The organism is Bradyrhizobium sp. Pa8 (assembly GCF_052588265.1).
The window spans coordinates 501,361-524,939 of the sequence record NZ_CP176767.1 but is presented as its reverse complement, the minus strand read 5'-3'; the positions used below and the strand labels follow the sequence as shown (position 1 = coordinate 524,939).

General features: G+C 65.1%; 22 protein-coding genes. 9 read left to right on the top strand and 13 right to left on the bottom strand.

Annotated features, from left to right (window positions below; genetic code table 11):
• Positions 1–36 precede the first annotated feature (36 nt).
• Entirely contained in the window at positions 37–3,537 is a 3,501-nt protein-coding gene (locus ACKWRH_RS02465) for a PAS domain S-box protein (RefSeq protein WP_445219174.1), read from the top strand.
• Between the two features lie 190 nt (positions 3,538–3,727).
• Here the strand turns inward: ACKWRH_RS02465 and ACKWRH_RS02460 are convergent, their stop codons facing one another.
• On the bottom strand, positions 3,728–4,363 hold the full coding sequence (locus ACKWRH_RS02460) for a response regulator transcription factor (RefSeq protein ID WP_028160526.1): 636 nt from the start codon (positions 4,361–4,363) through the stop codon (positions 3,728–3,730).
• Between the two features lie 149 nt (positions 4,364–4,512).
• On the opposite strand from ACKWRH_RS02460, the gene ACKWRH_RS02455 reads away from it, so the two are divergent.
• Positions 4,513–4,803, top strand: a complete 291-nt coding sequence (locus ACKWRH_RS02455) for a hypothetical protein (protein ID WP_445219173.1) — start codon at positions 4,513–4,515, stop codon at positions 4,801–4,803.
• 54 nt (positions 4,804–4,857) lie between these two features.
• Here ACKWRH_RS02455 and ACKWRH_RS02450 read toward each other — a convergent pair whose 3' ends face one another.
• The 7 genes from ACKWRH_RS02450 to ACKWRH_RS02420 all read right to left on the bottom strand — a co-directional run bounded on the left by ACKWRH_RS02450 (position 4,858) and on the right by ACKWRH_RS02420 (position 11,244).
• Positions 4,858–5,361 (bottom strand): response regulator, encoded by a 504-nt coding sequence (locus tag ACKWRH_RS02450; RefSeq protein WP_304492372.1) that lies wholly within the window; start codon positions 5,359–5,361, stop codon positions 4,858–4,860.
• 142 nt (positions 5,362–5,503) lie between these two features.
• Positions 5,504–5,821, bottom strand: coding sequence for a pilus assembly protein PilZ (locus tag ACKWRH_RS02445; protein WP_071908598.1), 318 nt, complete (start codon positions 5,819–5,821; stop codon positions 5,504–5,506).
• A gap of 2 nt (positions 5,822–5,823) precedes the next feature.
• Positions 5,824–6,705: a CheR family methyltransferase gene (locus tag ACKWRH_RS02440; protein WP_445219172.1), complete on the bottom strand. Its 882-nt coding sequence runs from the start codon at positions 6,703–6,705 to the stop codon at positions 5,824–5,826.
• A 59-nt stretch (positions 6,706–6,764) separates the two neighbouring features.
• Positions 6,765–7,151 carry a response regulator gene (locus tag ACKWRH_RS02435; RefSeq protein WP_036044878.1) on the bottom strand — a complete coding sequence of 129 codons (387 nt, stop codon included), beginning with the start codon at positions 7,149–7,151 and terminating at the stop codon, positions 6,765–6,767.
• Positions 7,152–7,183: 32 nt separating this feature from the next.
• Positions 7,184–7,657, bottom strand: coding sequence for a chemotaxis protein CheW (locus ACKWRH_RS02430; protein ID WP_445219171.1), 474 nt, complete (start codon positions 7,655–7,657; stop codon positions 7,184–7,186).
• A 27-nt stretch (positions 7,658–7,684) separates the two neighbouring features.
• On the bottom strand, positions 7,685–10,468 hold the full coding sequence (locus ACKWRH_RS02425; RefSeq protein ID WP_445219170.1) for a hybrid sensor histidine kinase/response regulator: 2,784 nt from the start codon (positions 10,466–10,468) through the stop codon (positions 7,685–7,687).
• Between the two features lie 422 nt (positions 10,469–10,890).
• Positions 10,891–11,244: a response regulator gene (locus tag ACKWRH_RS02420; RefSeq protein ID WP_445222608.1), complete on the bottom strand. Its 354-nt coding sequence runs from the start codon at positions 11,242–11,244 to the stop codon at positions 10,891–10,893.
• A 554-nt stretch (positions 11,245–11,798) separates the two neighbouring features.
• Between ACKWRH_RS02420 and ACKWRH_RS02415 the strand changes: the two genes are divergently transcribed.
• The 4 genes from ACKWRH_RS02415 to ACKWRH_RS02400 all read left to right on the top strand — a co-directional run bounded on the left by ACKWRH_RS02415 (position 11,799) and on the right by ACKWRH_RS02400 (position 14,349).
• Complete coding sequence (locus ACKWRH_RS02415) at positions 11,799–12,509, top strand: Crp/Fnr family transcriptional regulator (RefSeq protein WP_445219169.1); 711 nt, start codon at positions 11,799–11,801, stop codon at positions 12,507–12,509.
• 191 nt (positions 12,510–12,700) lie between these two features.
• Positions 12,701–13,399 carry a Crp/Fnr family transcriptional regulator gene (locus ACKWRH_RS02410; RefSeq protein WP_445219168.1) on the top strand — a complete coding sequence of 233 codons (699 nt, stop codon included), beginning with the start codon at positions 12,701–12,703 and terminating at the stop codon, positions 13,397–13,399.
• Positions 13,400–13,551: 152 nt separating this feature from the next.
• Complete coding sequence (locus ACKWRH_RS02405; protein ID WP_445219167.1) at positions 13,552–13,929, top strand: Hpt domain-containing protein; 378 nt, start codon at positions 13,552–13,554, stop codon at positions 13,927–13,929.
• Positions 13,930–14,100: 171 nt separating this feature from the next.
• Entirely contained in the window at positions 14,101–14,349 is a 249-nt protein-coding gene (locus tag ACKWRH_RS02400; protein WP_063980459.1) for a hypothetical protein, read from the top strand.
• A 67-nt stretch (positions 14,350–14,416) separates the two neighbouring features.
• Here ACKWRH_RS02400 and ACKWRH_RS02395 read toward each other — a convergent pair whose 3' ends face one another.
• Entirely contained in the window at positions 14,417–15,040 is a 624-nt protein-coding gene (locus ACKWRH_RS02395; protein ID WP_445219166.1) for a LuxR C-terminal-related transcriptional regulator, read from the bottom strand.
• Between the two features lie 340 nt (positions 15,041–15,380).
• On the opposite strand from ACKWRH_RS02395, the gene ACKWRH_RS02390 reads away from it, so the two are divergent.
• Positions 15,381–16,544 carry a hypothetical protein gene (locus tag ACKWRH_RS02390; RefSeq protein ID WP_445219165.1) on the top strand — a complete coding sequence of 388 codons (1,164 nt, stop codon included), beginning with the start codon at positions 15,381–15,383 and terminating at the stop codon, positions 16,542–16,544.
• A gap of 584 nt (positions 16,545–17,128) precedes the next feature.
• On the opposite strand, the gene ACKWRH_RS02385 is transcribed toward ACKWRH_RS02390, so the two are convergent.
• Positions 17,129–17,320, bottom strand: coding sequence for a hypothetical protein (locus ACKWRH_RS02385; protein ID WP_445219164.1), 192 nt, complete (start codon positions 17,318–17,320; stop codon positions 17,129–17,131).
• Between the two features lie 35 nt (positions 17,321–17,355).
• On the opposite strand from ACKWRH_RS02385, the gene ACKWRH_RS02380 reads away from it, so the two are divergent.
• Positions 17,356–18,570, top strand: a complete 1,215-nt coding sequence (locus ACKWRH_RS02380) for an EAL domain-containing response regulator (protein ID WP_014490558.1) — start codon at positions 17,356–17,358, stop codon at positions 18,568–18,570.
• A 681-nt stretch (positions 18,571–19,251) separates the two neighbouring features.
• Here the strand turns inward: ACKWRH_RS02380 and ACKWRH_RS02375 are convergent.
• A complete protein-coding gene (locus tag ACKWRH_RS02375) occupies positions 19,252–20,112 on the bottom strand; it encodes a DMT family transporter (protein WP_445219163.1) in 861 nt (286 codons plus the stop codon).
• Between the two features lie 161 nt (positions 20,113–20,273).
• Here ACKWRH_RS02375 and ACKWRH_RS02370 point away from each other — a divergent pair, with 161 nt between their 5' ends.
• Complete coding sequence (locus ACKWRH_RS02370) at positions 20,274–21,632, top strand: aminotransferase-like domain-containing protein (RefSeq protein ID WP_445219162.1); 1,359 nt, start codon at positions 20,274–20,276, stop codon at positions 21,630–21,632.
• 7 nt (positions 21,633–21,639) lie between these two features.
• Here the strand turns inward: ACKWRH_RS02370 and ACKWRH_RS02365 are convergent, their stop codons facing one another.
• A complete protein-coding gene (locus ACKWRH_RS02365) occupies positions 21,640–22,254 on the bottom strand; it encodes a GDYXXLXY domain-containing protein (RefSeq protein ID WP_445219161.1) in 615 nt (204 codons plus the stop codon).
• Complete coding sequence (locus ACKWRH_RS02360) at positions 22,251–23,522, bottom strand: DUF2157 domain-containing protein (RefSeq protein WP_445219160.1); 1,272 nt, start codon at positions 23,520–23,522, stop codon at positions 22,251–22,253. Before ACKWRH_RS02360 ends, ACKWRH_RS02365 begins: the two co-directional genes overlap by 4 nt.
• Positions 23,523–23,579: the final 57 nt, after the last annotated feature.

Genomic DNA, 23,579 nt, shown 5'->3' with positions numbered 1-23,579 from the left:
ATTCGGGACCGCTCGCGACGCGGCGCGAAGGCCGATATGACCCTCGCGACCCGGCTGGCCATCGCAATGATCCTGCTGGTCGCAGCTGCGGTCGCCGCTGTCGGATGGCTGAGCCATTACAGCCTGGAGCAAGCCTTCCTGCCGCGCGTGCTCGACCGTATCGAGGGCCACTCGCGGCTCCTGGCCTCGCAGCTCGAAGCGCATCTGAACGGCGCCCGCGCCGACGTTGCGACGTTCCGCTCCCGTGCCGCCGCGCGCGGCATGATCGATGCCCATTTCAACGACGGGGTCGATCCGGTCGACCACCTCTCGGAGAAGACCTGGCGCGACCGGTTGCTGACGCGCCTCGTGGCCGACGTCGGCGCCAACCCGGCCTACGCAAAATTCCGCATCATCGGCGCCGATGGCGTCGAATATCTGCGCGTCGACCGCTCCGGCCCGAACGGAGCGGTGCGAGCCGTTCCCGACGATGCCTTGCAGAACAAGGACGAGCGCTCCTTCTTCCAGGAGGCGATCAAGCAGGCAGAAGACCGGGTCATCGTCTCACCGGTCGAACTGGACATCGACGACGGCGTGCTTCAGATGCCCTATGTTCCGACCTTGCGCGTCGCGGCGCCCCTGTTTGGGCCCGATCACCGGCTGTTCGGCATCGTCGTCGTCAATGTCGACATGCGCCAGGTGTTCGACCGTATCAGGATATCGATCCGGAACGGTGAATCGGTCTATGTGGTCGGCCGTAACGGCGATTATCTCGTGGATCCGGACCGCACCCGCGAGTTCGGTTCGCAACTAGGGACGCCAACACGCTGGCAGGACGACTTCCCCTATTTCGCAGCCATCACCGGATCGACGCTGGGTGCGACCCAGGTCGTGCCGGGCAGTGACGGCAAGCCGAGCGGCACCGCGATCGCACCCGCAATCCTGGCCGAGGACCAGTGGGTCGGTATCATCCGCGTCGTGCCCAACGCCGTCTTCATGGCGCCGGCCGTCACCATCGAAAGAACGACTATCACGATCGGCCTCATCGCGGTGCTGGTCGCCGCCATGCTGGCCGTGCTGCTGGCGCGGTCGTTGACCCGGCCGATCGGGCAGCTCACTGCGGCGGTCGAGTGGCTCGGTCGGGACAATTCCATCAGAATTCCAACCGACGCCCCCGGCGAGACCGGCGTGCTGGCGCGGGCATTTGCCCGCTTGATCGATGAGATGCGGGCGAAGACGGCAGCGCTGGAGCATGAGGTCGAGGAGCGGCGGCGCACCGAGGCCGCGCGCGACCAGCTTGCCGTGCGCGAACGCCTGTTCAGTGCGGCGGTCGAATCCTCCGACGATTCGATCGTCATGCAGACGCTCGACGGCATCATCATCGGATGGAATGCGGCGGCCGAGCGCCTCTACGGCTATACGGCCGAGGAAGCGGTCGGACAGCCGACCTTGATCCTCCTGCCACCCGATCGCCGCGAAGAGGGCAAGGACTATCTGCGGCGGATTGCGACGGGCGAGCGGATCGAGCATTTCGAAACGGTGCGCCTGCGCAAGGACGGCAGTCCGGTCGAAATCTCGGTGAGCCTGTCACCGATCAGGGGCGATTCGGGCGAGATCATCGGCGCGTCCGGCACGGCGCGCAGCCTGACCGATGCGCGACGGACCGAGCGCGCGCTGCAACAGCAGATCGAGGAACGGCGGCAGCTGTTCGACGCCTCGGAAGATCTGATCATGATCATGGATTCGCGGGGCCATATCGTGCAGGTCAGCCCGAGCAGCCAGGCCGTGCTCGGCTACCCGCCGGACGAGATGATCGGCCGCAGCGGCGTCGATTTCATCCATCCCGCGCATCTCGAGCAATCCCGCGAGGAGATGCGCGCGCTCCGGCGCGGCGGGCACCCGAAGCTCGCCGACACCCGCTGCATCCACAAGGACGGACGCGAGGTCTGGCTGTCCTGGCTCGGCAACTGGTCCGATCAGGCCAAGCGTTTCTTCTTCGTTGGACGCGACATGACCGAGGCGCGGCGCGCGGAAGAGTCGTTGCGCGAAAGCGAGCTGCTCGCGCGCAATATCGTCGAGACCGCGCTCGACGCCTTCGTCCAGACCGATGACCGCAGCATCATCCTGAACTGGAGCTCGCGGGCCGAAGAGCTGTTCGGATGGCGTCGCGACGAGGCGCTGGGCAGGAATGGGGTCGACCTCATCGTCGCCGAGAGCGAGCGGGAGCGGGTCAAGGCCGGCCTCGCGCGCTTCCTCGAGTCCCGGGACGGCCAGACGCTCAATCGCCGCCGCGAGCTCATGGTTCGTCGTCGCGACGGCAAGGAATTCAGGGCCGAGCTGAGCGTCACGGCGCTGAGACGCCGCGAAGGCATTCTGTTCAACGTGTTCTACCGCGACCTCACCGACAAGATCGCGTCCGAGGAGCGCATCCGCCACGCCGAGAAGATGGAGGCGGTCGGCCAGCTCACCGGCGGCGTGGCGCACGACTTCAACAACATCCTCACCGTCATCACCGGGACGATCGAGATCCTGGCCGACGCGGTGGCGAAGGAGCCGGAGCTTGCGGCGATCACGAAGATGATCGACGAGGCCGCCGGGCGCGGCGCCGAGCTGACCCAGCACCTGCTCGCCTTCGCGCGCAAGCAGCCGCTCCAGCCGCGCGAGGTCGACATCAACGCGCTGATCATCGACACCGCAAGGCTGTTGCGCCCGACGCTGGGCGAGCAGATCCAGATCGAATCGGTGTTCGAGGACGAGAGCTGCGTCGCGATCGTCGACCCCAACCAGCTCACAACCGCGATCCTGAATCTCGCGCTCAATGCCCGCGACGCCATGCCCGGCGGCGGCAAGCTGATCGTGGAGACGGGCGCCGCCTATCTCGACGAGGTCTATGCCAGCGTCAACGACGTCAGGCCCGGACACTATGTGCTGATCGCCGTGAGCGACACCGGCACCGGCATTCCTGCGAACATGCTGGCCCGGGTGTTCGATCCGTTCTTCACCTCGAAAGGACCGGGCAAGGGCACCGGGCTCGGGCTTTCGATGGTCTACGGCTTCATCAAGCAGTCCACGGGCCACATCAAGATCTACAGCGAGGAAGGCCACGGCACCACGATCAAGATGTATCTGCCGCCCGGCAAGACGCCCGCAGCCGTGGGCGAAGGCGTGATGCCGTCGACGATCGAGGGCGGACACGAGACGATCCTCGTGGTCGAGGACGACCGGCTTGTGCGCGACTACGTGCTGGCGCAGCTGCATTCACTCGGCTACGTCACCTTGCAGGCTGCGAACGCCGCGGAGGCGCTCGCGATCGTCGCCACCGGCAAGCCGTTCGACCTGCTGTTCACCGACGTCATCATGCCCGGCAAGTTGAACGGACGGCAGCTTGCCGACGAGGTGTCGAAGACGCGTCCCGACCTCAGGGTGGTCTACACCTCAGGCTATACCGAGAACGCGATCATCCATCACGGCCGGCTGGATTCAGGTGTGCTGCTGCTGGCGAAGCCGTATCGCAAATCCGATCTGGCGCGGATCATCCGCAAGGCGCTGCAGGGATGACAGTCTCGTGTCCCGGACGCACTGCAGCGCCGTAACCGCGCTCACGCGCGTCTTCGACGCGCTATGCGCTGCTGTGCAGAGCCGGGGCCCAGGAACCTCAGCCGTGAGATTGGAGAGATAGGCCCCGGCTCAGCAGCGCATCATTGCATGACGCGCAGCGTCCGGGGCACGAGAGAGATGGCCAGTCGCCTTACGACGCGCGTTGGGCCGCGGTCATCACGATGCGGATCAGATCGGCGGCGTTGCGCGCCCCGAGCTTCTTCATGATGTTGGCGCGATGGTCCTCGATGGTGCGTGGGCTGATGCCGAGCGTACGGCCGGCTTCCTTGTTGGACGCACCGGAAGCGAACTGCTCGAGCACCTCGCGTTCACGCCGCGTCAACGGCTCGCGTCCGGGGAAGTGCAGCGAAGAGAATTTCGGCGATACGCTCTCTGCCTGCCTGCGTGCATAGGCTCCGATCGCCTCGTCCAGCCGGCCGACGATCTCGCTGCCGCGGAACGGCTTTTCGATGAAATCGAGCGCGCCGCTCTTGATGGCGCCCACCGCCATCGAGATGTCGCCCTGCCCGGAGATCATGAAGATCGGCGCCGGATAATCTTCGCCGTGCAGTTCCTTCAGAATGTCGAGGCCCGACTTTCCGGGAATGTGCACGTCGAGCAGGATCGCAGCCGGCGTACGGTTCCGCGCGACGGAGAGCAGCGCTGCGCCGTCCGCAAAACAGATCACCTCATAACCCGCCGCCTTCAACACCATCGACAAGGTGTCGCGAACCGCAGGGTCGTCGTCGACCACGAAGATTTCACCACGAGAGGTTTGCTCGGCCATGTGCCACATCCAGTTGGCATTACGGACTCGCGTCCGCGCCAACCGTTATGGCGTTCGGCGCGGATTCGGCCCACCCGTATTTGTACGGGACATAGACTTAACGCACAAGTAGCGGCATTGCGCCTAATTGCAGGAGACGGAGAATATCCATGCTAAATTTGGCCGATACGCCGCCGCTGGTCGCGACATCCGAGGCCGACAGCCAACGATTGATCGCCGCCGACCTTCGCTTGCTGATCGCGCAGATCGAGACCAGTATGCGCCGGATCGCCGCAGCCATGGATCGAGAACACGGCAACGATCCGGAAGGTTCCGCCGACGTCTTCGTACTCGACGACGTCACGCCGCGTTATGCCACCGCGAATGCCGCTCTCAACGCCTGCCGGTCAGGCCTCGGCCACGCCCTGCAATGCCTGTCTGAATCCGGCAACCCGGCTTGAATTGCGACCGGCGCGGCGGAGTGCCCGCGTCCGATCGCATGGCAGCTCCGCGCCTCAGGCGCGGTGCCGTTCCACAATCGCGTCGGTGGCGACGCCACCCCAGGTATGCATCGCCGGCAGCCCCATTGCGGTCTTGCCGAGATTGGCGAGGCTGATGCGCAGCGCGGCGAGATCGAGCGGCTTCGGCAGGCCCTGGAGCTGGATCCCGACGGAACGGGCGAAGCTGCGGGCGGCGCTGCGGCGCTTGCCGTCCATACCGCTGATGACGATCACGTGGCCTGCGAATTTCGCCGCCGCCATCTCGCGCAGCACGTCGATGCCGTCGCCATCCTCCAGCACGAGATCGAGCGTCACGCAGTCGAAGCGGGCGGCGCGGAGCTTCTCGATCGCCTCGGCGACCGACGGCGCCACCGTCACTTCATGGCCGGCCTGCCTGGCGGCGACCGTGATCAGGCTGCGCTGCGTGGCGTCGTCGTCGACCACCAGAAGCTGAAGCGCACGCCGCTCGGCGACGTCGGGCAGGTTTGACGGGATGGGGGAGAGGGAGCTTCTGGGCATTACCGTATCCTGAGAATTGAGACGAGCGATCGATACACGGATCGCGCTTCAACCCCGTAAAGCCGGCGCGGCGAATTCGTCTGGATGTTTTAGCAAATGTGAACCAACGTCGCAGAGAACGACGACGAGGCGCGCGTGAAAATCACGCAGCCTCGTCCCGGCCGCTGGAGGCGCCGCGCTTCTTCCGGTTCTTGCCGCGCAGGAACTGGATGTCCATTTCGGCGCCGTTGACGCGCACCAGCTCGCAACGGCGATAGGCGAGCCCGGTCGACGACAGCAGCAGGAAGAATTCCTTCAGGTTCAATCCCTGGATCGAGCCATCCACCGTGAGGATGGCGTCGGTGTCGGAAATCGCATTGAGCTTGCAGTCGCGCCGCCACGTGCCGTCGATCGCCATGATGCAGACATCATAGCCTCGACTGAACGTGACGCGCTCCGCGCCCTTGCCATCCTCTGCCATGCCTATCGTCCTGCCAACACCGCCATGCGCGGCGGCGCGGCGCCGGCGATCGCCGGTTTGGCTGCCGCTGCACGCGGGTCGTTCGGCTTGTAGAGGCCGCGACGATCCGGGATCGGCCTGAACGTGTCGGTCAGTCCGACCACGGTTTCGGCTGCACCCAGCACCAGGAAGCCGTCTCCCTCGATCTGGCGGGCCAGGCGGTTGAAGATGTTGATCTTGGTGTCCTGGTCGAAATAGATCAGCACGTTGCGGCAGAAGATGACGTCGAAGGTGCCGAGCTGGGCAAAATCATGCAGCAGGTTGAGCTGCCTGTGCTGGATCATCGCGCGCAGCTCGGGATTGATCTGCCACGTCTCGCCGGTCTGCTTGAAATATTTCATCAGCATCTGGATCGGCAGGCCGCGCTGCACCTCGAACTGGCTGTAGATGCCGGCCTTGGCCTTCTCGAGCACCTCCTGCGACAGGTCGGTCGCGATGATCTCGACGCGCCAGCCGGTCAGGGCCGCGCCCATCTCCTTCAGGCACATCGCCAGCGAATAGGGCTCCTGCCCGGTCGAGCCGGCGGCGCACCAGATGCGCACGCTCCGGCGGCCGGCGCGCGCCTTGATGATCTCAGGCATGATGGTGTCGCGGAAATGATCGAACGGGACCTTGTCGCGGAAGAAGAAGGTCTCGTTGGTGGTCATGGCTTCGACCACGCTGGTGACGAGCGCGCTCGAGCTGCCCTGCAGCTTCTGCACGAGCTCGCCGATCCCGGAGAGCCCGGCCTTGCGGGCGAGCGGCAACAACCGGCTTTCGATCAGATATTGCTTGTCTGCGGACAGGTCGAGCCCGGAATGATCCCTCAGGAACTTACGCAGATACTCATACTCGGTCGGGGTCACGGATAGCCTCTCGGAAGCTGTACTGGGGACACTCTGGCTGAAACGCTTGGGCCAGATACTCAGACCATGGCTTGTCCGACCGGGATCAAGCCGACTTCAGCGAACTTGTCGGCGATGATGTCTTTGTCGAAGGGCTTCATAATGTACTCGTTGGCGCCGCCGCTGAGCGCCTGGGCGATATGAGCCACGTTGTTCTCGGTGGTGCAGAACACCACTTTCGGCTGGTCGCCGCCGGGCAGGCGGCGCATGTGGCCCATGAACTCGAAGCCGTCCATGACCGGCATGTTCCAGTCGAGCAGTACAGCGTCGGGCAGCTGCCGCTTGCAGATCTCCAGCGCCTTCGAGCCGTCCTCGGCCTCGGTGACTTCGAATTCCAGGCCTTCCAGGATTCGGCGCGCGATCTTTCGCACGACGCTGGAATCATCGACCACCAAACATGTCTTCATTTTGGTTCTCCAGCTTCGATGTTTTGGTTAGCTCAGGCAGCCATTTGCACTTCGGTTTTAAGCTCGAGGACGCGATCGACGTCGAGGACGACCATGAGCTGCCCGTCGAGGCGGTGGACACCGCCGGCGAGCTTGGCCATGCGGGGATCGAGGTTGACGGGGTTCTCTTCCTTGCCGTCCTCGGCAAGCCGCAGCACCTCGCCGATCTGGTCGATCAGGAGGCCGTAGGATTCACCGCGCAGGTCGACACCGACCGCCATCGCCGTCTTGCCGTCCTCGGGCTTGGGCAGGCCGAGCCGGGCGCGCATGTCGACCACGGTGACGATGCGGCCGCGCAGGTTCAGCACCCCCGCGATCTCGCGCGAGGACAGCGGAACACGGGTGACGCGCTCGGGCATGAACACGTCCTGGACCCGGGAGATCGGCAGGCCGAACAGCTGGCCGCCGATCATCGCGGTGACGTATTCGACCATGGCGCCTTCGGTGGTCTGGGTCTTGTTGCTCATCTGCGTATCTCCTGATCCATCCCGCTCTTAGGCCGCTGCCCGGCTCAGCTCGGAGGCGCCGGCGGCACCCGCGGTCTGTTCCTTCAGCGCCGCGATCAGACCGGGACGGTCGAACTTGGCGACATAATCGTGGAAGCCGGCCTGACGGCCGCGCTCGATCGCCGCCGGCGACACCAGCGCGGACAGGCCGATGATCGGCATCGCGCCCAGATTGGTGTCGGAGCGGATCACTTCGGCGAACTCGAACCCGTTCATGTCGGGCATCTCGATGTCGGTCAGGACCACGTCGAAGCTCTGCGCGCGGAGCGCAGCCAGGCCCTCCTGCGCGGTCGGCGCGGTGCGGACGCGGTAGCCGGCCGCCTTCAGCACCGGGGCCAGCATGTTGCGGAAGAAGGCCGAGTCGTCGACCAGCAGCACCGACTGCGAGTGCTGCGACGGCTTCATCTCCTTGCGGGTGAACCAGTCGGCGAACGCCATCGGCAGGAAGTGGCCGACGTCGATCACTTCGGTGGCCTGGCCCTTGATCACGGCCGAGCCGAGAATGCCGGAGGCGGAGCCGCCGACCTCGATGTTGAGCCGTTCCTCGACGATGTCGATGATCTCGTCGACGACGAGGCCCATGGAGCGGCCGTCATCGGCGAACACCAGGATCGGCTGGGCGCCCTGGCTGGCAATGGTGACGCTCTCCATGGCGACGAGCGGCATCAGCTGCTCGCGGTACTGCACCATGTAGCGGCCGTTGGAGAACTCGATCTTGTCGGCCGGCAGCTCCTCCAGGCGGGTGACGAGCCCGAGCGGGACCGCCTTGGGCTGGCTGGAGCCGGCGCGGAAGACGAGGAGCGAGGTGGTCTGCTCGCCACTTCCGATGTGATGCGCGCCGTTCTCGTCGCCCATGTCATGGGCCGAGGAGCCGGCGGCGCCGAGCGCCTTGGCAATGCCGTTGGGGTCGATGATCATGATGACCGCGCCATCGCCCAGAATGGTGTTGCCGGAGAACATGTCGATGTGACGCAGTTTTGTCGACATCGGCTTGACGACGATCTCTTCGGTGTGGAACACGCCGTCGACCACGATGCCGAAGGTCTGGCTGCCGACCTGGGTCACCACGATAAAGCCGTTCTCGGGATCGGAGGCGGCGCCGTCGTCGATCTTCAAGAGCTTCTTGAGGTGGATCAGCGGCAGCAGCTTGTTGCGCAGGCGCAGGACAGCGGTGTCCTTGATGCGTTCGATGCGGTGCTCTGAGTTGGCGCGGGCTCGGACCAGCTCGACCACCGAGAGCTGCGGGATCGCGAAGCGGTCGCCGGCGGCCTCGACGATCAGCGCCGAGACGATGGCCAGTGTCAGCGGGATCTTGATGGTGACGGAGGAGCCTTCACCGGCAACGCTCTTGATGTCGATGGTGCCGCCGATCTGGTCGATATTGGTACGCACCACGTCCATGCCGACGCCGCGGCCGGAGACCGAGGTGATGGCCGCTGCCGTGGAGAAGCCGGGCGCGAAGATGAACTTGTGGATCTGGGCTTCGCTCATCTTCTCGAGCTCGGCCTCGGTGACGAGACCGGAGGAGATCGCCTTGGCCTTGATCCTCTCGGTGTTGAGGCCTCTTCCGTTGTCGGCGATGCAGATGATGATGTGGCCGCCCTCGTGATAGGCGGACAGGCGAATGGTGCCCTGCTCGCCCTTGCCGGACGCGAGCCGCTCGGCGGGGGTCTCCAGGCCATGGTCGGCGGAGTTGCGCACCATGTGGGTGAGCGGGTCCTTGATCAAATCGAGCACCTGGCGGTCGAGCTCGGTGTCGGCGCCGTGCATCTCCAGCTCGATCTGCTTGCCGAGTTCGCTCGACAGATCGCGGACGATGCGGGGCAGCTTCTGCCAGGCATTGCCGATCGGCTGCATGCGCGTCTTCATGACGCCTTCCTGCAGCTCGGCGGTGACGTTGGACAGGCGCTGCAACGGCACCTTGAACTCGGTGTCCTCGTTGCGGCGGGAGATCTCCAGCAGCTGGTTGCGGGTCAGGACCAGCTCGGAGACCATGGTCATCAGATGCTCCAGCGTATCCACGTTGACGCGGATCGACTGGTTGGCGATGCGGTCGCCTTCGGCGGCACCCTCGTCAGCCATCGACTTCTTCGGCGCGGCCTTCTCCTTGGCGGGCTTTGCAGCTTCCTTGGCGGCGGGTGCCGGAGCTTCAGCAGCCGGCGCAGGCTCGGCCTTGACGACAGGGGCCGGCGCTTCGATCGCGGTCTCGCGGAAGGCGCGCTCGAGCTCGTCGAGCGAGACTTCGCCCGGACGCAACGGCCGCTCCAGGGTCTGGTCGATCAGCGAGCCCTGCGTCATCTCTTTGGCGGGTGCAGGCGCAGCAGCAACAGGGGCTTCCGGCACCAGCGGCGGCGCTTCAGCAACGGGAGCAGCGCTGCCAGCCGCCATTGCCGCCATGCCCTGCTCGACCATCGCCTCCAGCTTGTCGATGAGATCGCGGTCAGTGCCCTCGGGCTCGGCTTCGGTCGCCTCCAGCCCGGCGAGGATCTCCTTGATGCGGTCGATCGAGGACAGGATCACCGTCACGGCCTGCCCCGTCACCGGCATGCCGTCGCGGAATTTGCCCATCAGCGTCTCGCCGGCATGCGCCAGCGCTTCAAGCCGCGGCAGGCCGAGGAAGCCGCAAGTGCCCTTGATGGTGTGGACCAGGCGGAAGATGTTATCCAGGATCTTGGCGTTGTTCGGCTCCTGCTCGAACTTCACCAGCTGATTGTCGACGGTGTCCAGGCTCTCGCTGGTCTCCGTCAAAAACTCCCGCAACAGATCATCCATGAGCTACGCCTTACTGAGCCGGACTTCGACGCCTGGGCCGCACTTGGAGTGGCCGCACCTGGAGTTCGGCGGAGGTCCGCGGCTGGATCGTTAGACAACCCCTTTCACGGTCCCGTTAATTTCAGCCTCCGTGCTAATACGGATATTGAAGACAAGTTTGCGCTTCGAGACCTGCGATTGCGTCTTTCGGCAAAAGCGGCGCCGCATCTCACGCGACAGACGCGATAGGTAAACGCTCCGATAACAACACTGCGACGTGCGCGAAAAATCCTGCCGGCGAAGGACGATATGCACGGACCGCGCGAATTGAATCAAATCACGCGCAATCAGAATCACTCACACGACCGCGTGCTGCTCGCCTGCTCCGTCCGCAACAGCGTCGCTTGCGGTAAACGGACGCTTATTCGCGGCCACCGCGATTGCTACTGCGCTAACCCAATTGCGGAGACAGCACCATGCTCCGCGAGGCAATCCTTGATGGCAGCGAGTAACGCGTCCGGTGTAAACGGTTTGCGAAGGCAACGCGCGGCGCCGAGTTCCAGCGCCATCCGGAGGAAGTCGGGTGCGGGCGCGTTCAAATTTGCGAAGGCGTAGCCGGACATCGCAATCAGCGGAATAGCCGGCGCGCGCTCGTGGAAGATCGGGATCGACTCGAACCCTCGCATATGCGGCATGGAGATATCGATCATCATCAGATCGACCTGATCGTTTTCGAGAGCGCGGAGGCTGGCTTCTCCTCCGTCGGCAATCGTCACCCGGAAATTATTCTGCTGCAGCTAGATCTCGATGGCCATGCACACCATCGGGTCGTCGTCGACGACGAGAATATGGTGCAGATCTGCTGGCCCCGTTTGAGCTTCCCGTTTCGGCGATTCAAAAATCGAACCGTGGGCCACGCCGTTCTCTCTGGCTGGCTCTCTGGCTGGGGTCGAAATATTTGATGGCCGCAAGCGTCACCGGTCCTGTCGGGAAATCGGGGGCAAGGGGTGCGACAAGCGCGGTGTTGCGAAGCCGCGCAGACCAGATGGCCGGACATGCGCGCTTGAGATGGGAAGCCGCAGGTGTCGGCCGGTGTCCGATGGCGGCGCGGACGCGATGCTCCCGGCTCGTGACAGCCCCCTTGCCGCTTTTTCCTGCCGCTTGATGCAGACGGCCCCTTAGCTCACGAGCGAATTCTCAATTTCCGCCGCAAATGCCGCAGGCTGTCTGCCCTCCAACGGGTATATGGACGGGCCCACAACCTTTACAATATGTATTGATCGCCGTGCAACTAGATGACGCAAAGGGCGCGGCGCCCGATCGTACTAATGAACGCGCCGGATAGACCTGCATGACCGCGAGCGACCACCCGCCCAACCAGTTGCTGCGAATGCTCGGCGCGGCGGATTTCGATCTGCTGCGCCCCCATCTCGCGACAGTCGAAATGGTCAGGGAATCTGTCCTGGCCGAGGCAGGCGCCGCGCTGCGACATGTCTACTTCCCGCACGGCGGATCCGTTTCGATTACGGTGGGTCTCTCCGAGGGACAGATGATCGAGGTTGCGATGCTGGGCCGCGACAGCGCCGTCGGCAGCGGCGCGGCGCTTGCCGACGGCATCGCACCGACGGACGCCGCCGTGCTCTTCCCCGGGACTGCGTCCGTGCTCGAAATCTCGGCCTTCCGGGCGGTGGCGGCCGCAAGCGCGCAGTTTCGCAGCCTGATGATCCGCCACGAGCAGGTGTTGCTCGCGCATGCGCAGCAATCGGTGCTGTGCAATACGGTGCACCCGGTCGGAGCGCGGCTGGCGCGCTGGCTCCTGCGTGCCCGCGACCTGTCCGACAGCAGGTTCCTTCCGCTGACACAGGAGACGCTGGCGCAGATGATGGGCGTACGGCGCAACGCGATTTCCCTCGTCGCAAATGCGCTCCAGCGCGCCGACATCATCCACTACACCCGCGGCCAGATCGAGATCGTCGACGAGCGCGCATTGGAAACGACGTCCTGCGACTGCTATGCGGCGGTAAAGGGCTGCCACGCCCGCCTGCTGGGAGCCCCGCGGTGACGATAGCCCGGCACAACCGGCCTGCATGCCGGTGTGCACACAGTGCAGCAGGGGGCGCCATCGCTACCGGACATCTTGTCCCAATTGCCAATATATCCCGTCGGGAACATGATGAAATTTATCCGTGCAGCGAGCAGCCCGTCCGCTTCGCGTTTCGGGGGCTGATTGAGACGGAGGCAGTCTTGGAAACGATGGCGCGTCCATCCAACGGTTTCCTGTCCGCACTGTCGGCGGAGGATTACGAGTTGATCCGCCCGCATTTGCGCATGGTCGATCTGCCGCACGAAGCGATCCTGGTGGAGACCGGCGAGACGCTCAAGCGCGCCTACTTTCCCCACCGGGGCGTCATCTCGCTGGTGGTGAAACTCGCCAAGGGCGAGCATGTGCAGGTCGCCATGGTCGGCCGCGACAGCCTGCTCGGAACGCTCTCGACCATGGGCGATGCCTGCGCGCTGAACACGGCGGTCGTGCTGGTCCCCGGTGCCGCCTCCGTGATGGACCTCGACCGGCTGCGCGACGCGGCCGACCGGAGCAGCAGCTTGCGGACGCTGCTCACCCGTCACGGGCTGGCCGTCTACGCACAGGTCCAGCAGACCGCGGGCTGCAACGCCGCCCATCCGGTGGAGTCGCGGCTGTCGCGATGCCTGCTGCACACCCATGACCTCTCCGGCGACTACCGGCTGCTGCTGACCCAGGAGGCGATGGCGCAGATGATCGGGGCGCGCCGCAACAGCGTGTCGCTGGTCGCCAATACGTTGCAGCACGCCAATTTCATCCACTACAGCCGCGGACACATCCAGATCCTCAACCTGGACGGCCTGCGCCAGACGGCGTGCGAATGCTACGCCACCGTGAAGGCCCAGTACGACCGGCTGCTCGGCCCGCGCTGACAGGCGCCTTGGTAAACCGGCGGCTAACGCCGGCCTGCAAACACGGATCGTCCTGCTACCGGAACTGAAATTCGGATGCCGTAGACACGGGGCGTGCCTCGCGCCGTACAGGCCGCGCGGCAGACGAACCCTGACCAGGACAGGCCAAAGCCATGCTTGAAGTGACCGCCGCGCCGATGCCAAAAGCGCTCGATGCCGCCCCCGCGCGCGAGCCGGGTGCGTACGAGGCGCTGGTGCGGGAGATCGGCGAGGACGGGGCCTGTGAAGTCCGTGACGTGTTCTGGAGCGAGACCTGCGCGCGCCTGCAACTGTTCCGCACGCTCTCGCTCGCGCGGCACCTCGCCAGGATCATCCGCGAAGCGCATTCGCTGAAGAGCGCGGCCGGAACGTTCGGTTATGTCAGGCTTGCGGCGCTGGCGCTGCGGCTGGAGCAGACCGCGGAGACCCTTGGCGAGGCCGAATTCCACGGTCTCCTGGACCTGATGGATGACGCCTACGCCGCGGCGCGCGCGCAGGAGCCGCTGGGCTAGAGCCATTTTCATTTCGATGGAATCGGAGCGGGGCTTGCGCGCACCGTATCCACTTCGCTCGAAAACGCTCTGACGAAAACCGCGCCAAGCCCGCCGTACTTCTACGGTTTGGGATTTTCACAGATGGCTAATCATAGGTGGCGATAGTCGCCGGAAACCAGGAGGGTTTCCATGTTCACCTATGAGACTGCGGATCAGAAAGAGGTCCGTCGCTTCCGCATCGCACAGTTCAACGGCAGGACGGCGACGGTGAAGGCTGGCGAGGCGACGGTGACTGGTTTCGTTCGCTCGGTGCTGGAGCAGGAATCGAGCATGCCGCCGCGCTGGACCATCACGATCATTCCGAGCGCGCCGAAGGAAGAGCCCAAGTCGCTGCGACCGCCGTCGCGGGTGCGCCCTTTCGCCGAGGATTATCTCTGAGTCCATCGGGTCGCCAGGCCATTCTCAGGCTTGATCGCCCGCCCGGCGGCGCAGGACAGAACCTCAATCAATCGATCGAATGCAGCAGCGCCGCACGGACGAGGTCCGCGGTGTTGCGCGCGCCGAGCTTGCGCATCGCCTCGGCGCGATGGCTCTCGAATGTGCGCGGGCTGATCTGCATCCGCAGCGCGCCCTGCTTGTTCGAGTAACCCTCGCTGATCAGCCTCAGCACCTCGCGTTCGCGCTTGGTCAGCCGCTTCTGGCCCGACAGGCCCAGCAACTCGGTGCTCGGCCCACGCTGCGCTTGCTGTGCGCGGGCGGCGTTCAATCCGGCGCCCTCGGTCCTGGACGGGATCGGCAAGGCATCCCTGTGAGGACCGGCAAGCTGCTTGACCACGCCGCAAACCCGTTCGGTTTGCGCCAGCGCATTCTCCACCACGCGCTGCAAATAGGCCCGATCGGCGGTAACCGGCGCGAACTGGTCGCTGTGGTGCTTGATCTCGCCCATGTAGAGCAGGAGCGCGGTCAGGGGGCCGTTGAGCTCGCGGGCGATGGCGCTGGCCATCTCGTCGGCCGCCTTGGCGCGGGCGGCGTTCAGGCGGGCGAAATCGAGCTCTTCGGTCGGAGCAGTGCTGCTTTCGAACCATTCCGACGGCCGCGAATCGGTGGCCGTATCGTTCTGTGACCCCATGTGACTCGTTTAGCGGAACCGAGGCCCGTCTGTGGTTAACTTTTTGCTCCGTAAGACTACGGTGATTTTGGCAGTTTTGTGCTGAAATACCGGCGCAGGCACAATTTATGCTTGAGTAACAACGCGCCTAACCACGCGCAGGTTGAGGATTTCGCCCAAAACTTGAGCGGGCAACGAAATGCCTCCTTAACCAACGCTCCCCAGCGCGCGCCCGCGCCTCCCGGTTTTTACGGATAAATTAACAATGACTTGCTTCTCTTGGTCACGATTGAGAGCGCGCAAATGCCTCCACGCATGAGGCCGGCAGGCCTGCGGGAAACGCTGCGGAAGATTGCGTGCCATGAGCGAGATCGATCAGCTGTCCGAGTTCTTGCAGAGGCTGACGCCGCTGTCGCGCAGCTGTCTGCTCAGCGAACTCGAGCGGCTCGAACTGTGCGGCATCGACATGCCGGGCTCGTCCGACATCCAGGCGAAGTTGCGCGCCGAGTTCCGCAAGGACGGATCGAGCCAGGCACGCGCCACCAGTCCCTCACGCAATTTCTTCGCGCCGCTCGAACTGCTCCTGATCGACGGCGCGCCCGAGCATGCCAATGCGGGGCGGATTTCACGCAACACGCTCACGCCGATCTGGGAGTGGATCTGCCGCGACCTGCTGCCGACCATGGCGCGCGACTACATCAAGGCGATCAACGACCAGGTCACCGCCAACAACCCGAAGGAAGTGCTGAAAACCGCGTCGGTCTTCCAGACCAAGGTGCTCAAGGTCCTCGAGAACACCCTCGCATCGGCGGAGAGCACCGAGTCCGCACGTGCCAAGCTCACGCAATACACGGCCTCGCTCACCGCCTTCGACGACGTGAGGAAAATGCAGCAAGTGCTGCGCGCCGGCGACGCGCTGCCGAAGTTCAACGAAAAGCTGCCTGAGAAGATCGCGAAATTCGACGATGGCCAGGTTGCCCAGATCACCGCGCAACTCGATGCCTTCAGGAAGTCCCACCCCGACGCGCTGCCCTTTGCGCTGGCGCTCGTGGCGAGGCGCCTGAAGACGTCCTGGCAATTGGTGCGCCTTGCCACCAGGACCGCCGCGAGCAAGAGCGTGGCCGACGTCGCCGCCACGCCCTATGCCTGCGTCGTTCCCATGGTGCTCGACCGGCTCGACGACAAGCGCCTCGCCTTGCGGGTCGCGCTCAAGCACAACCGCGTGCTGGTCGCGCGCGACCTGCTCGCCGACATCTACGACACCGAATATGCGCTCAAGGTCCGCATCGACGGCATCGAGGGTTGCGAATGGGGTCTCCGGCTCCAGCAATTGATGGATGCGATCGCGGCGCTGGTGTCCGCCGAGGTGAGCCGCTTCCCCTCCAATGTCGGCCACATTCTCGGCTCGCGCCGGCTGCGCAGCCACGACACGCTCGGCGGCAAGCTGTCTTATCTGGCCTGGAAGGGACGCGACGCCGTACAGGACGGCGCGGCGGCGTTTCGCAAATTGATCGGACAGACCTGATATTGCGGCGCGGCTACTCCGCCCGCGGCAGGCACAGGAAGCGATCGGTAAATCGCCCTGACAGAACGAATCTGAACCACCAATACATCAATCGCCGCGTCGTCATTGCTGTAATCCTCGACAGCCCACCACCGGCTGCGCACAGCAATAGCGCAGCTGCAGCAAGACACATGTGATGTGCTTCACATTTGCGCCGCAGCAGCCGGCCGCGTTGTCGCAGAACTGTCACGCGTAAACCATGGAACATGCGCGCATCGCGTGAAAATGAACTCTCCCATCGCTGCTGTCGCGCCGATCCTGCGATGCACCGCAAGAGCGACGGGGAAGGAGGTTGCGATGAGATCGAACCGGCGGACATCGACGATGGCGGCATTGCACGCGCGCGCCGGCGCCGCGCGAAACGCGAGCGGTTCGTAGCGCGTTGAACGAGCTGAATGCGCAGCTCGACAAGCACGGATTCTACAAGGCGTTTCCCGTCCTGAGTCGCGGTCGTGAGCTGGTGCTGCATGCCCCAGCACGCCACGGCCACAGGCAATTGAGGCGTCCATTATTCAATTGGGCGAAGTGCGCGCGACCTCGTCCGATTACAGGACAGCGCGCGCATCCGCAGCCAAGCCGCGTCTTGCAAAAATTGCGCGGGATTGCCGCACGCGCGCGCGCAGACGTAAAAACTTCTGGAAGAAGATCCAGACAATTTTAGACGTGATGCGGGCTTTAACGTTACCCAGATAATTCAACAATCGACTGAAGCTCTCCATATTTGAAACTGCTCCCATCGCTAACACCTGTCGCGGAACGGGAGTGGTTTGCGATGAACGATGAACTTGTTGAGCTCGCCGGACGGAGGCCCAAAACCTTCGGACGGCGAAAGGTAACGCCGCGCGCATGCGTCGCCGACGGCAAGCGCCATCTGCGCGCATTCCTCGCCGAGGTGCTGGAGGATCTTGGTTTCGTCACCAGCGAATGCGCCAGCGCGGACGAGCTGCAGACCGTGCTGACCCGCGAGTTGCCGGACCTGATCCTGCTCGGCATCGCCGCCGATGGCATCGAGCCCGGCACGTTTCTGGAGACGCTGGTGCGCGAGGCCTTTGACGGCAAGGTTCTCGCCGTCGGCGCCCGCGAGTCCATCATCGTCAGGGCCGTGCAGCAGGTCGGCGAGGAATACGGCCTCGCGATGCTGCCGCCACTGACCACGCCCTTTGCCGCGGAGACGCTGCGCGAGCGCGTCGCGATGCTGCTGCCGGACGAGCCGGCGCCGAGCCCGGCCGTGTATGTCGGCGAGGCGCTTCATGCCGGCTGGCTCGAGCTCTGGTACCAGCCCAAGATCGACGCGCGCACCTTGGTCCGCAGCGGCGCCGAGGCGCTGGTGCGGATGCGGCATCCGACCTGGGGCGTGGTGCCGCCCGCCTACTTCATCCCCGAAGAGCACGATCCGCATTTGCGCGAGCTCTCGGAGTTCGTGATCGAGCGCGCCTTGCAGGACTGGCACTATCTCCTGGAGCAGCAGAGCCCGGTCGATCTCTCGATCAACCTGCCGACGTCATATCTGAAGGAGCCGCTGGCCGTGCGCGATCTCTGCCGCCGCATGCCGACGCATCCGGCCTTCGGCGGGCTGACGATCGAGATCGACAGCGAGGAGGCGATCCGCGATCTCGAATTCCTCGTCGAGGTCGCCCGCGAGGTGCGCCTGCACAATATCGGCCTGTCGATCGACAATCTCGGCGCCAACTGGCCGTCACTGATGGATCTGGACAAGATTCCCTTCATCAAGCTAAAGGCCGACCGGCACTTCGTCACCGGCAGCGGCAGCGATCGGCTGAAGCGCACGGTGTGTCGTCACATCGTCGAGCTCGCCCACGCCTACGGCGCGCGCACCGTGGCCGAAGGTGTCGAGAGCCGCGCCGACCTCGTCGCCGCCAACGAGCTCGGCTTCGACCTCGTGCAGGGTTTCCTGTTCGGCAAGCCGATGCCGCTGAAGAAGTTTGCCCGGAGCGCGCTGACGCGAACGGTGATGGGGCAGGCGTGAGGCACAGGCCTCACGCCAACCGCAGCGCGAAGAAGAAGACGCACACGACCACGAGCGCGGTCGCTGCGATCACCTTCCCATGAAAGATGACTCTTCTAGCGGCAGACCCAGGCGCCATTGACCAGCACGCGGGCGCACGTCGGTGCCGCGACAGCAGCGCCCACGGCGGCGCCACCGACTACGGCGCGGCGCGTTGTTCGCCGCGCGACGCCAGCGACACTCACTGGGGTCGCTGGCCGCCCTACGCGGGCCTGTGCGCTCTGAACCGAGAATGAAAGACCATCCTCTTCCGACCACTGCACCGAGCCCATGGCTGCGCAGGCAATAACGGCGCCGGCTAGCCAAAAATGAGTTCCGTGTCGCATGAGGTGCTCCTTCCCTTGCTTTCTGCGGATTTATGTCAGTCGCGTGAGAATGCCGATCACCGTCCCATCAGCGAAACGGGCAGACCGGCCAAGCGGATGCTGTCACTGTGATCGCGAAACAGGGCACGCGATGCACCGAGGAGATAACTCTCCCATCCAGTGCGACACTGCGTGCGAGAACAGACGTTGATCTAGATCAACGTTGACGGTCGCATAACTACCGCGCCAGGTGATGGTCGCGCCGATGACCAGATGGAAGCGCGTTCGATCAAGGTCATCAACTTCAGACCCTGGTCGGGAACCGCGATGCACCGCCTCAGGCAAACCGCCGCGCGAAGACAACGCAGGCGACCACGAGCGTGGTCGCGGCGATCATGCTCCATGCGACCGGCTCGTGCAGCAAGAAGCCGGCGAGCGCGAGGCCGAAAAACGGCTGGAGCTGCTGCAACTGACCGACGCGGGCAATGCCGCCGACCGCAAGGCCCCGGTACCAGAAGATGAAGCCGACGAACATGCTGAAGACGGAGACGTAGGCGAGCCCGATCCAGGCGGGCACGCCAACGCCGCTCCACGTCGGCGGCCATGTCAGGATCGCGACCGGCACCATCAGCGGCAGCGCGAGCAGCAGCGCCCAGGAGATCACCTGCCAGCCGCCGAGGCGGCGCGACAGCGCGGCGCCTTCGGCATAACCGAGCCCGCACAGCACGATGGCCGCGACCATCAGGAGATCGCCGCTGAGCGAGGCCGAGCCGTCGTTCGACAGGGCAAAGCCCGCGACCGTGGCACTGCCCAGGACAGCGAACAGCCAGAACAGCGGCTGCGGTCGCTCGCCGCCGCGCAGCACCGCGAAGATCGCCGTCGACAACGGCAAGAGCCCGATGAAGACGATCGAATGCGCGGAGGTGATGTGCTGGAGTGCGAGCGCCGTCAGCAGGGGGAAACCGACGACGACTCCGATGGAGACGATGGTGAGCGAGACGAGGTCCTTCCGCTGCGGCCGCGCCTGACGGAGCAGGAAGAGCACGGCCACACCGATCAGGGCCGCGATGACCGCGCGGGCAGACGTCAGAAACAGCGCGGAGAAGCCGCCGACCGCCACGCGCGTCGCCGGCAACGAACCGCTGAAGATGATGACGCCGAGAAGCCCGTTGCCCCAGCCGCTACCTGCAGAATGCATGTCCGTCTCGCTTTTTGGGTCACGATCATCGGCCGTCGCCGGTGGCGAGACCAGCGACAATCCAGTACAATCCGGCAAAACTGTATGGATATGGAAGGTAATACACTTTGGACGATGAGGCACAAGCGAAAGGACGGGGCGGGACGCGGACCACCGACGTGATGAGCGCGATCAGTGCCAAGGTCGCGGCCCGCGCGCTCAGTGCCGGCGACCGCCTGCCGTCGATCCGCAGCCTTGCCGCGGCAATGGGTGTTTCGCCGTCCACCGTCGTCGAAGCCTATGATCGGCTGGCCGCGGACGGCCTGATCCGCGCCCGTCGCGGCTCGGGCTTCTATGTCTCGCCGGCTATCACCCCGCCGCTGGCGTTGACCGAGGTCGAGCCCCGCCGCGATCGGGCCGTGGACCCGTTCTGGGTGTCGCGGCAATCGCTCGACACGGACGATGCCGTGCCAAAACCCGGCTGCGGCTGGCTGCCGCCGGAGTGGATGCCGGAGGCGGCCTTGCGCCGCGCCACCCGTGCGCTTGCCCGCACCGATGCGAGCGTGCTGACCAATTACGGTAGCACGAGCGGCTCCCCTGCTCTGCGCCGGCTACTGCTCGCGCGCCTCGCCGAAGACGCGATCGAGGCCTCGATCAACCAGTTGATGTTGACCGGTTCGGGCACGCAGGCAACCGACCTGATCTGCCGCTTCCTGCTCCGCCCCGGCGACACCGTGCTGGTCGACGATCCCTGCTACTTCAATTTTCGCGCGCTGCTGCGCGCGCATCAGGCGAAGATCGTCAGCGTGCCCTTTACATCGTCGGGCCCCGATGTCGCGCGCTTCGAGCAGATCCTCGCGACTGAGCAGCCGCGGCTCTACATCACCAATTCAGCGCTGCATAATCCGACCGGCGCGACGATCCCGCTCCAGACCGCGCACCGGCTGTTGACCGCAGCCGCCGCGCACGACCTCACCATCATCGAGGACGACATCTTCGGCGACTTCGAGCCGGAGCGCTCGCCGCGCCTTGCCGCGCTCGACGGATTGAACCGCGTGATCCGCATCGGCAGCTTCTCCAAGACGCTGTCGGCCTCGGTGCGCTGCGGTTATATCGCAGGGCGAGCCGACTGGATCGAGCACCTCGTCGACCTCCAGGTCGCGACCAGTTTTGGCGGCCCGAGCCCGGTGGCGACCGAGATCATCGCCAAAGTCCTGGCCGGCGGCAGCTATCGCAAGCACATGGACGAGCTCAGGCAGAAGCTCACGCGGACGCGCCGCGACGTCGCGCGAAAACTCCAGGCGCTGGGCATCGAGCCCTGGCTGATGCCGCGCGGCGGCTTCTTCCTGTGGTGCCGCCTCGCGGGCGGGCAGGATGCCACCGCCGTCGCGCGCGCCGCGCTCGAGGAGGATGTGGTGCTGGCACCGGGCAACGTCTTCAGCGTGTCGCAAACGGCATCGGACTTCCTGCGCTTCAACGTGGCGCATATGAGCGATCCCCGGATGTGGGACGTGCTGCGGCGGGCGCTGAAGGCCAAATGATCAGTGCCTAATACAACGGCTCCTCGTACACCGGCTCGCCGTCGAGCAGCAGGCGCTTGATGGCGGCGCGGCCTGAGGGGAGTACGGCGGCGACGACCCGGAGTTTCTGCTGGTTGCGGGCTTGCTCGAGCTTCTTGCCCTCGCCTTCGGGCACGAAATAGCTTTCGAGACCGTATTTGATCGCCAGTTTCTCGCAGAAGACGCGCGGGCCCGAGCCGCAGGTTCCGCCGTAATAGGAGACGCGGCCACGGATCAGCACTTCGGGAGCCGTGACCGTGACGGGCTCGGCATGCACCGAGACGGCCTCGTAGAGCCCATTGGCATTCGGCGCGAGCTTGACGAACACGACGGGCTTGCGCTCGACCGCGGGCTGGCCGGCGAGCGTGCCCGCCGGAAGTTGCGAGATGTCGTAGCGGAGCACGACATAGTCGCCGCGCAGCAGATCGCGGGGATCGACCGGCTGCGTCTGCAATGTCACCTCGGTACCTTCGCGCAGGATCTGCGTGCGATCGGCGACCATCAGCACCAGCAGCGCGCATTGAAGCAGGACGGCGACGCCGAACAGCACGGCTTTCGGGATGCGCTGCCAGAGTTTTGTCACGGACGCGGTCAACTCCATCATCGCTGAGCCCTCGGCAGCGCGCGATTGAGCGCGGTGGCAAATACGACGGCAATGACACCGGCCGCGGCAAGGAAGGCCGAGCGGCGCAACAGCGAGCCCTTCACCGCCCAGGTGATGCCCGCGATGACGCCGGCGATCCCGAGCCAGCCGGCAACGATCCGCGGACGCACATCATCGAGCACACCGGAGACAACGAGGCACAGCATGGCGCAGAGCAGCGCGGCATAGGCGAACCAGGGCTCGCCGGCCGTGGATGCCGGCCAGATCGGCGCCGCGAGCAGGACGAGCCCGATCGAACATGCCGCAAGGATTTCACCTGCACGCCTGCTGATGCCGGCGGACGCAAGCGCGAGGATCACGCCAACGGCCCCGCACAGGATCGCCCAAAGCGGCTGGGCCGGCACCGTGCTGTTCCGGAAGCGGATGATGTCGTCGACCGTCGTCACCTCCAGGCAAGCGACGGCCGCCAGCGAAAACGCTCCGTAGATCGACAGGACCGTTCCGAGGCGCAGCGCCCTCGGCGACGGCACAGCGGCGATCGCGAGTCCGGCGCCGAACAGCAGGGCAGCGCCGTTCGCGAGCACGAACGACGGCTGGGCACCGTCGAGCTCGAAGCGGAGCGACGTCGCGATCCACCACGGAAGCAGCGCGACCGCGACGAGATGGGCCGCCACGCGGGAATTCCATGCAAGCGCGAGCGCGGCGGCGATCAGCCAGACCGCCACGAACGGAAGATGCAGGACATCAGGCGCATCATAGCTGCGCATGCAGGTCCAGATGCAGGCGGCGACGAGGGCGACCGCAAGCGCGCCGCGCGATCCGGTCAGCAGTGCGGCGGCAAATGCTCCGATCGACCACAGCAGCATGCCGCCGGCGAAATCCTCGCCAAGATGATACATCTGGCCGACCAGCGCGATGCCGGCGCCGAAGATGATCGCACCGACGCTCGCGCAGAGATCGGCGAGAACTGCGCGGCCCGTCGCGGCGAACCACGCTCCGAGGCTGCCGGCGACGACCATGCCGGCGATCAGGATCGCGAACCGCAGCAGCCGCGCGATCTCCGTCCAGTGCGCCGCGACGAAGGCGAGGAAGGCGGCTGCGATCAAGAGGCCGCCGACGATGGCAACGACGACGGCGATGTTGATGCCAGGCGACAGCGGCGGCAGCGCGCTGCGGATGGAGGTGGCCGCCGCCGGCGCGATCACGCCATCGGCTTCCCATTGCGCCAGATCAGCCTCGAGGCGCTGCCGGTAGGTTTTGTCGAACATCGTCGTGAAACACCTCGCTCCCTGCCGGTTGGCGGGATGCTGTTGGTCGGGCCGCGA

Excerpts from the sequence above, each read along its gene's own strand:
- ACKWRH_RS02455 (WP_445219173.1), top strand. The coding sequence starts at position 4,513 with ATGCTAAATTTGGCCGATACGCCGCCGCTGGTCGCGACATCCGAGGCC.
- ACKWRH_RS02375 (WP_445219163.1), bottom strand. The coding sequence starts at position 20,112 with ATGCATTCTGCAGGTAGCGGCTGGGGCAACGGGCTTCTCGGCGTCATC.
- ACKWRH_RS02370 (WP_445219162.1), top strand. The coding sequence starts at position 20,274 with ATGAGCGCGATCAGTGCCAAGGTCGCGGCCCGCGCGCTCAGTGCCGGC.
- ACKWRH_RS02465 (WP_445219174.1), top strand. The coding sequence starts at position 37 with ATGACCCTCGCGACCCGGCTGGCCATCGCAATGATCCTGCTGGTCGCA.
- ACKWRH_RS02390 (WP_445219165.1), top strand. The coding sequence starts at position 15,381 with ATGAGCGAGATCGATCAGCTGTCCGAGTTCTTGCAGAGGCTGACGCCG.
- ACKWRH_RS02385 (WP_445219164.1), bottom strand. The coding sequence starts at position 17,320 with ATGGGAGCAGTTTCAAATATGGAGAGCTTCAGTCGATTGTTGAATTAT.
- ACKWRH_RS02405 (WP_445219167.1), top strand. The coding sequence starts at position 13,552 with ATGCTTGAAGTGACCGCCGCGCCGATGCCAAAAGCGCTCGATGCCGCC.
- ACKWRH_RS02380 (WP_014490558.1), top strand. The coding sequence starts at position 17,356 with ATGAACGATGAACTTGTTGAGCTCGCCGGACGGAGGCCCAAAACCTTC.
- ACKWRH_RS02425 (WP_445219170.1), bottom strand. The coding sequence starts at position 10,468 with ATGGATGATCTGTTGCGGGAGTTTTTGACGGAGACCAGCGAGAGCCTG.
- ACKWRH_RS02430 (WP_445219171.1), bottom strand. The coding sequence starts at position 7,657 with ATGAGCAACAAGACCCAGACCACCGAAGGCGCCATGGTCGAATACGTC.
- ACKWRH_RS02360 (WP_445219160.1), bottom strand. The coding sequence starts at position 23,522 with ATGTTCGACAAAACCTACCGGCAGCGCCTCGAGGCTGATCTGGCGCAA.
- ACKWRH_RS02365 (WP_445219161.1), bottom strand. The coding sequence starts at position 22,254 with ATGATGGAGTTGACCGCGTCCGTGACAAAACTCTGGCAGCGCATCCCG.
- ACKWRH_RS02400 (WP_063980459.1), top strand. The coding sequence starts at position 14,101 with ATGTTCACCTATGAGACTGCGGATCAGAAAGAGGTCCGTCGCTTCCGC.
- ACKWRH_RS02445 (WP_071908598.1), bottom strand. The coding sequence starts at position 5,821 with ATGGCAGAGGATGGCAAGGGCGCGGAGCGCGTCACGTTCAGTCGAGGC.
- ACKWRH_RS02435 (WP_036044878.1), bottom strand. The coding sequence starts at position 7,151 with ATGAAGACATGTTTGGTGGTCGATGATTCCAGCGTCGTGCGAAAGATC.
- ACKWRH_RS02450 (WP_304492372.1), bottom strand. The coding sequence starts at position 5,361 with ATGCCCAGAAGCTCCCTCTCCCCCATCCCGTCAAACCTGCCCGACGTC.
- ACKWRH_RS02415 (WP_445219169.1), top strand. The coding sequence starts at position 11,799 with ATGACCGCGAGCGACCACCCGCCCAACCAGTTGCTGCGAATGCTCGGC.
- ACKWRH_RS02460 (WP_028160526.1), bottom strand. The coding sequence starts at position 4,363 with ATGGCCGAGCAAACCTCTCGTGGTGAAATCTTCGTGGTCGACGACGAC.
- ACKWRH_RS02395 (WP_445219166.1), bottom strand. The coding sequence starts at position 15,040 with ATGGGGTCACAGAACGATACGGCCACCGATTCGCGGCCGTCGGAATGG.
- ACKWRH_RS02410 (WP_445219168.1), top strand. The coding sequence starts at position 12,701 with ATGGCGCGTCCATCCAACGGTTTCCTGTCCGCACTGTCGGCGGAGGAT.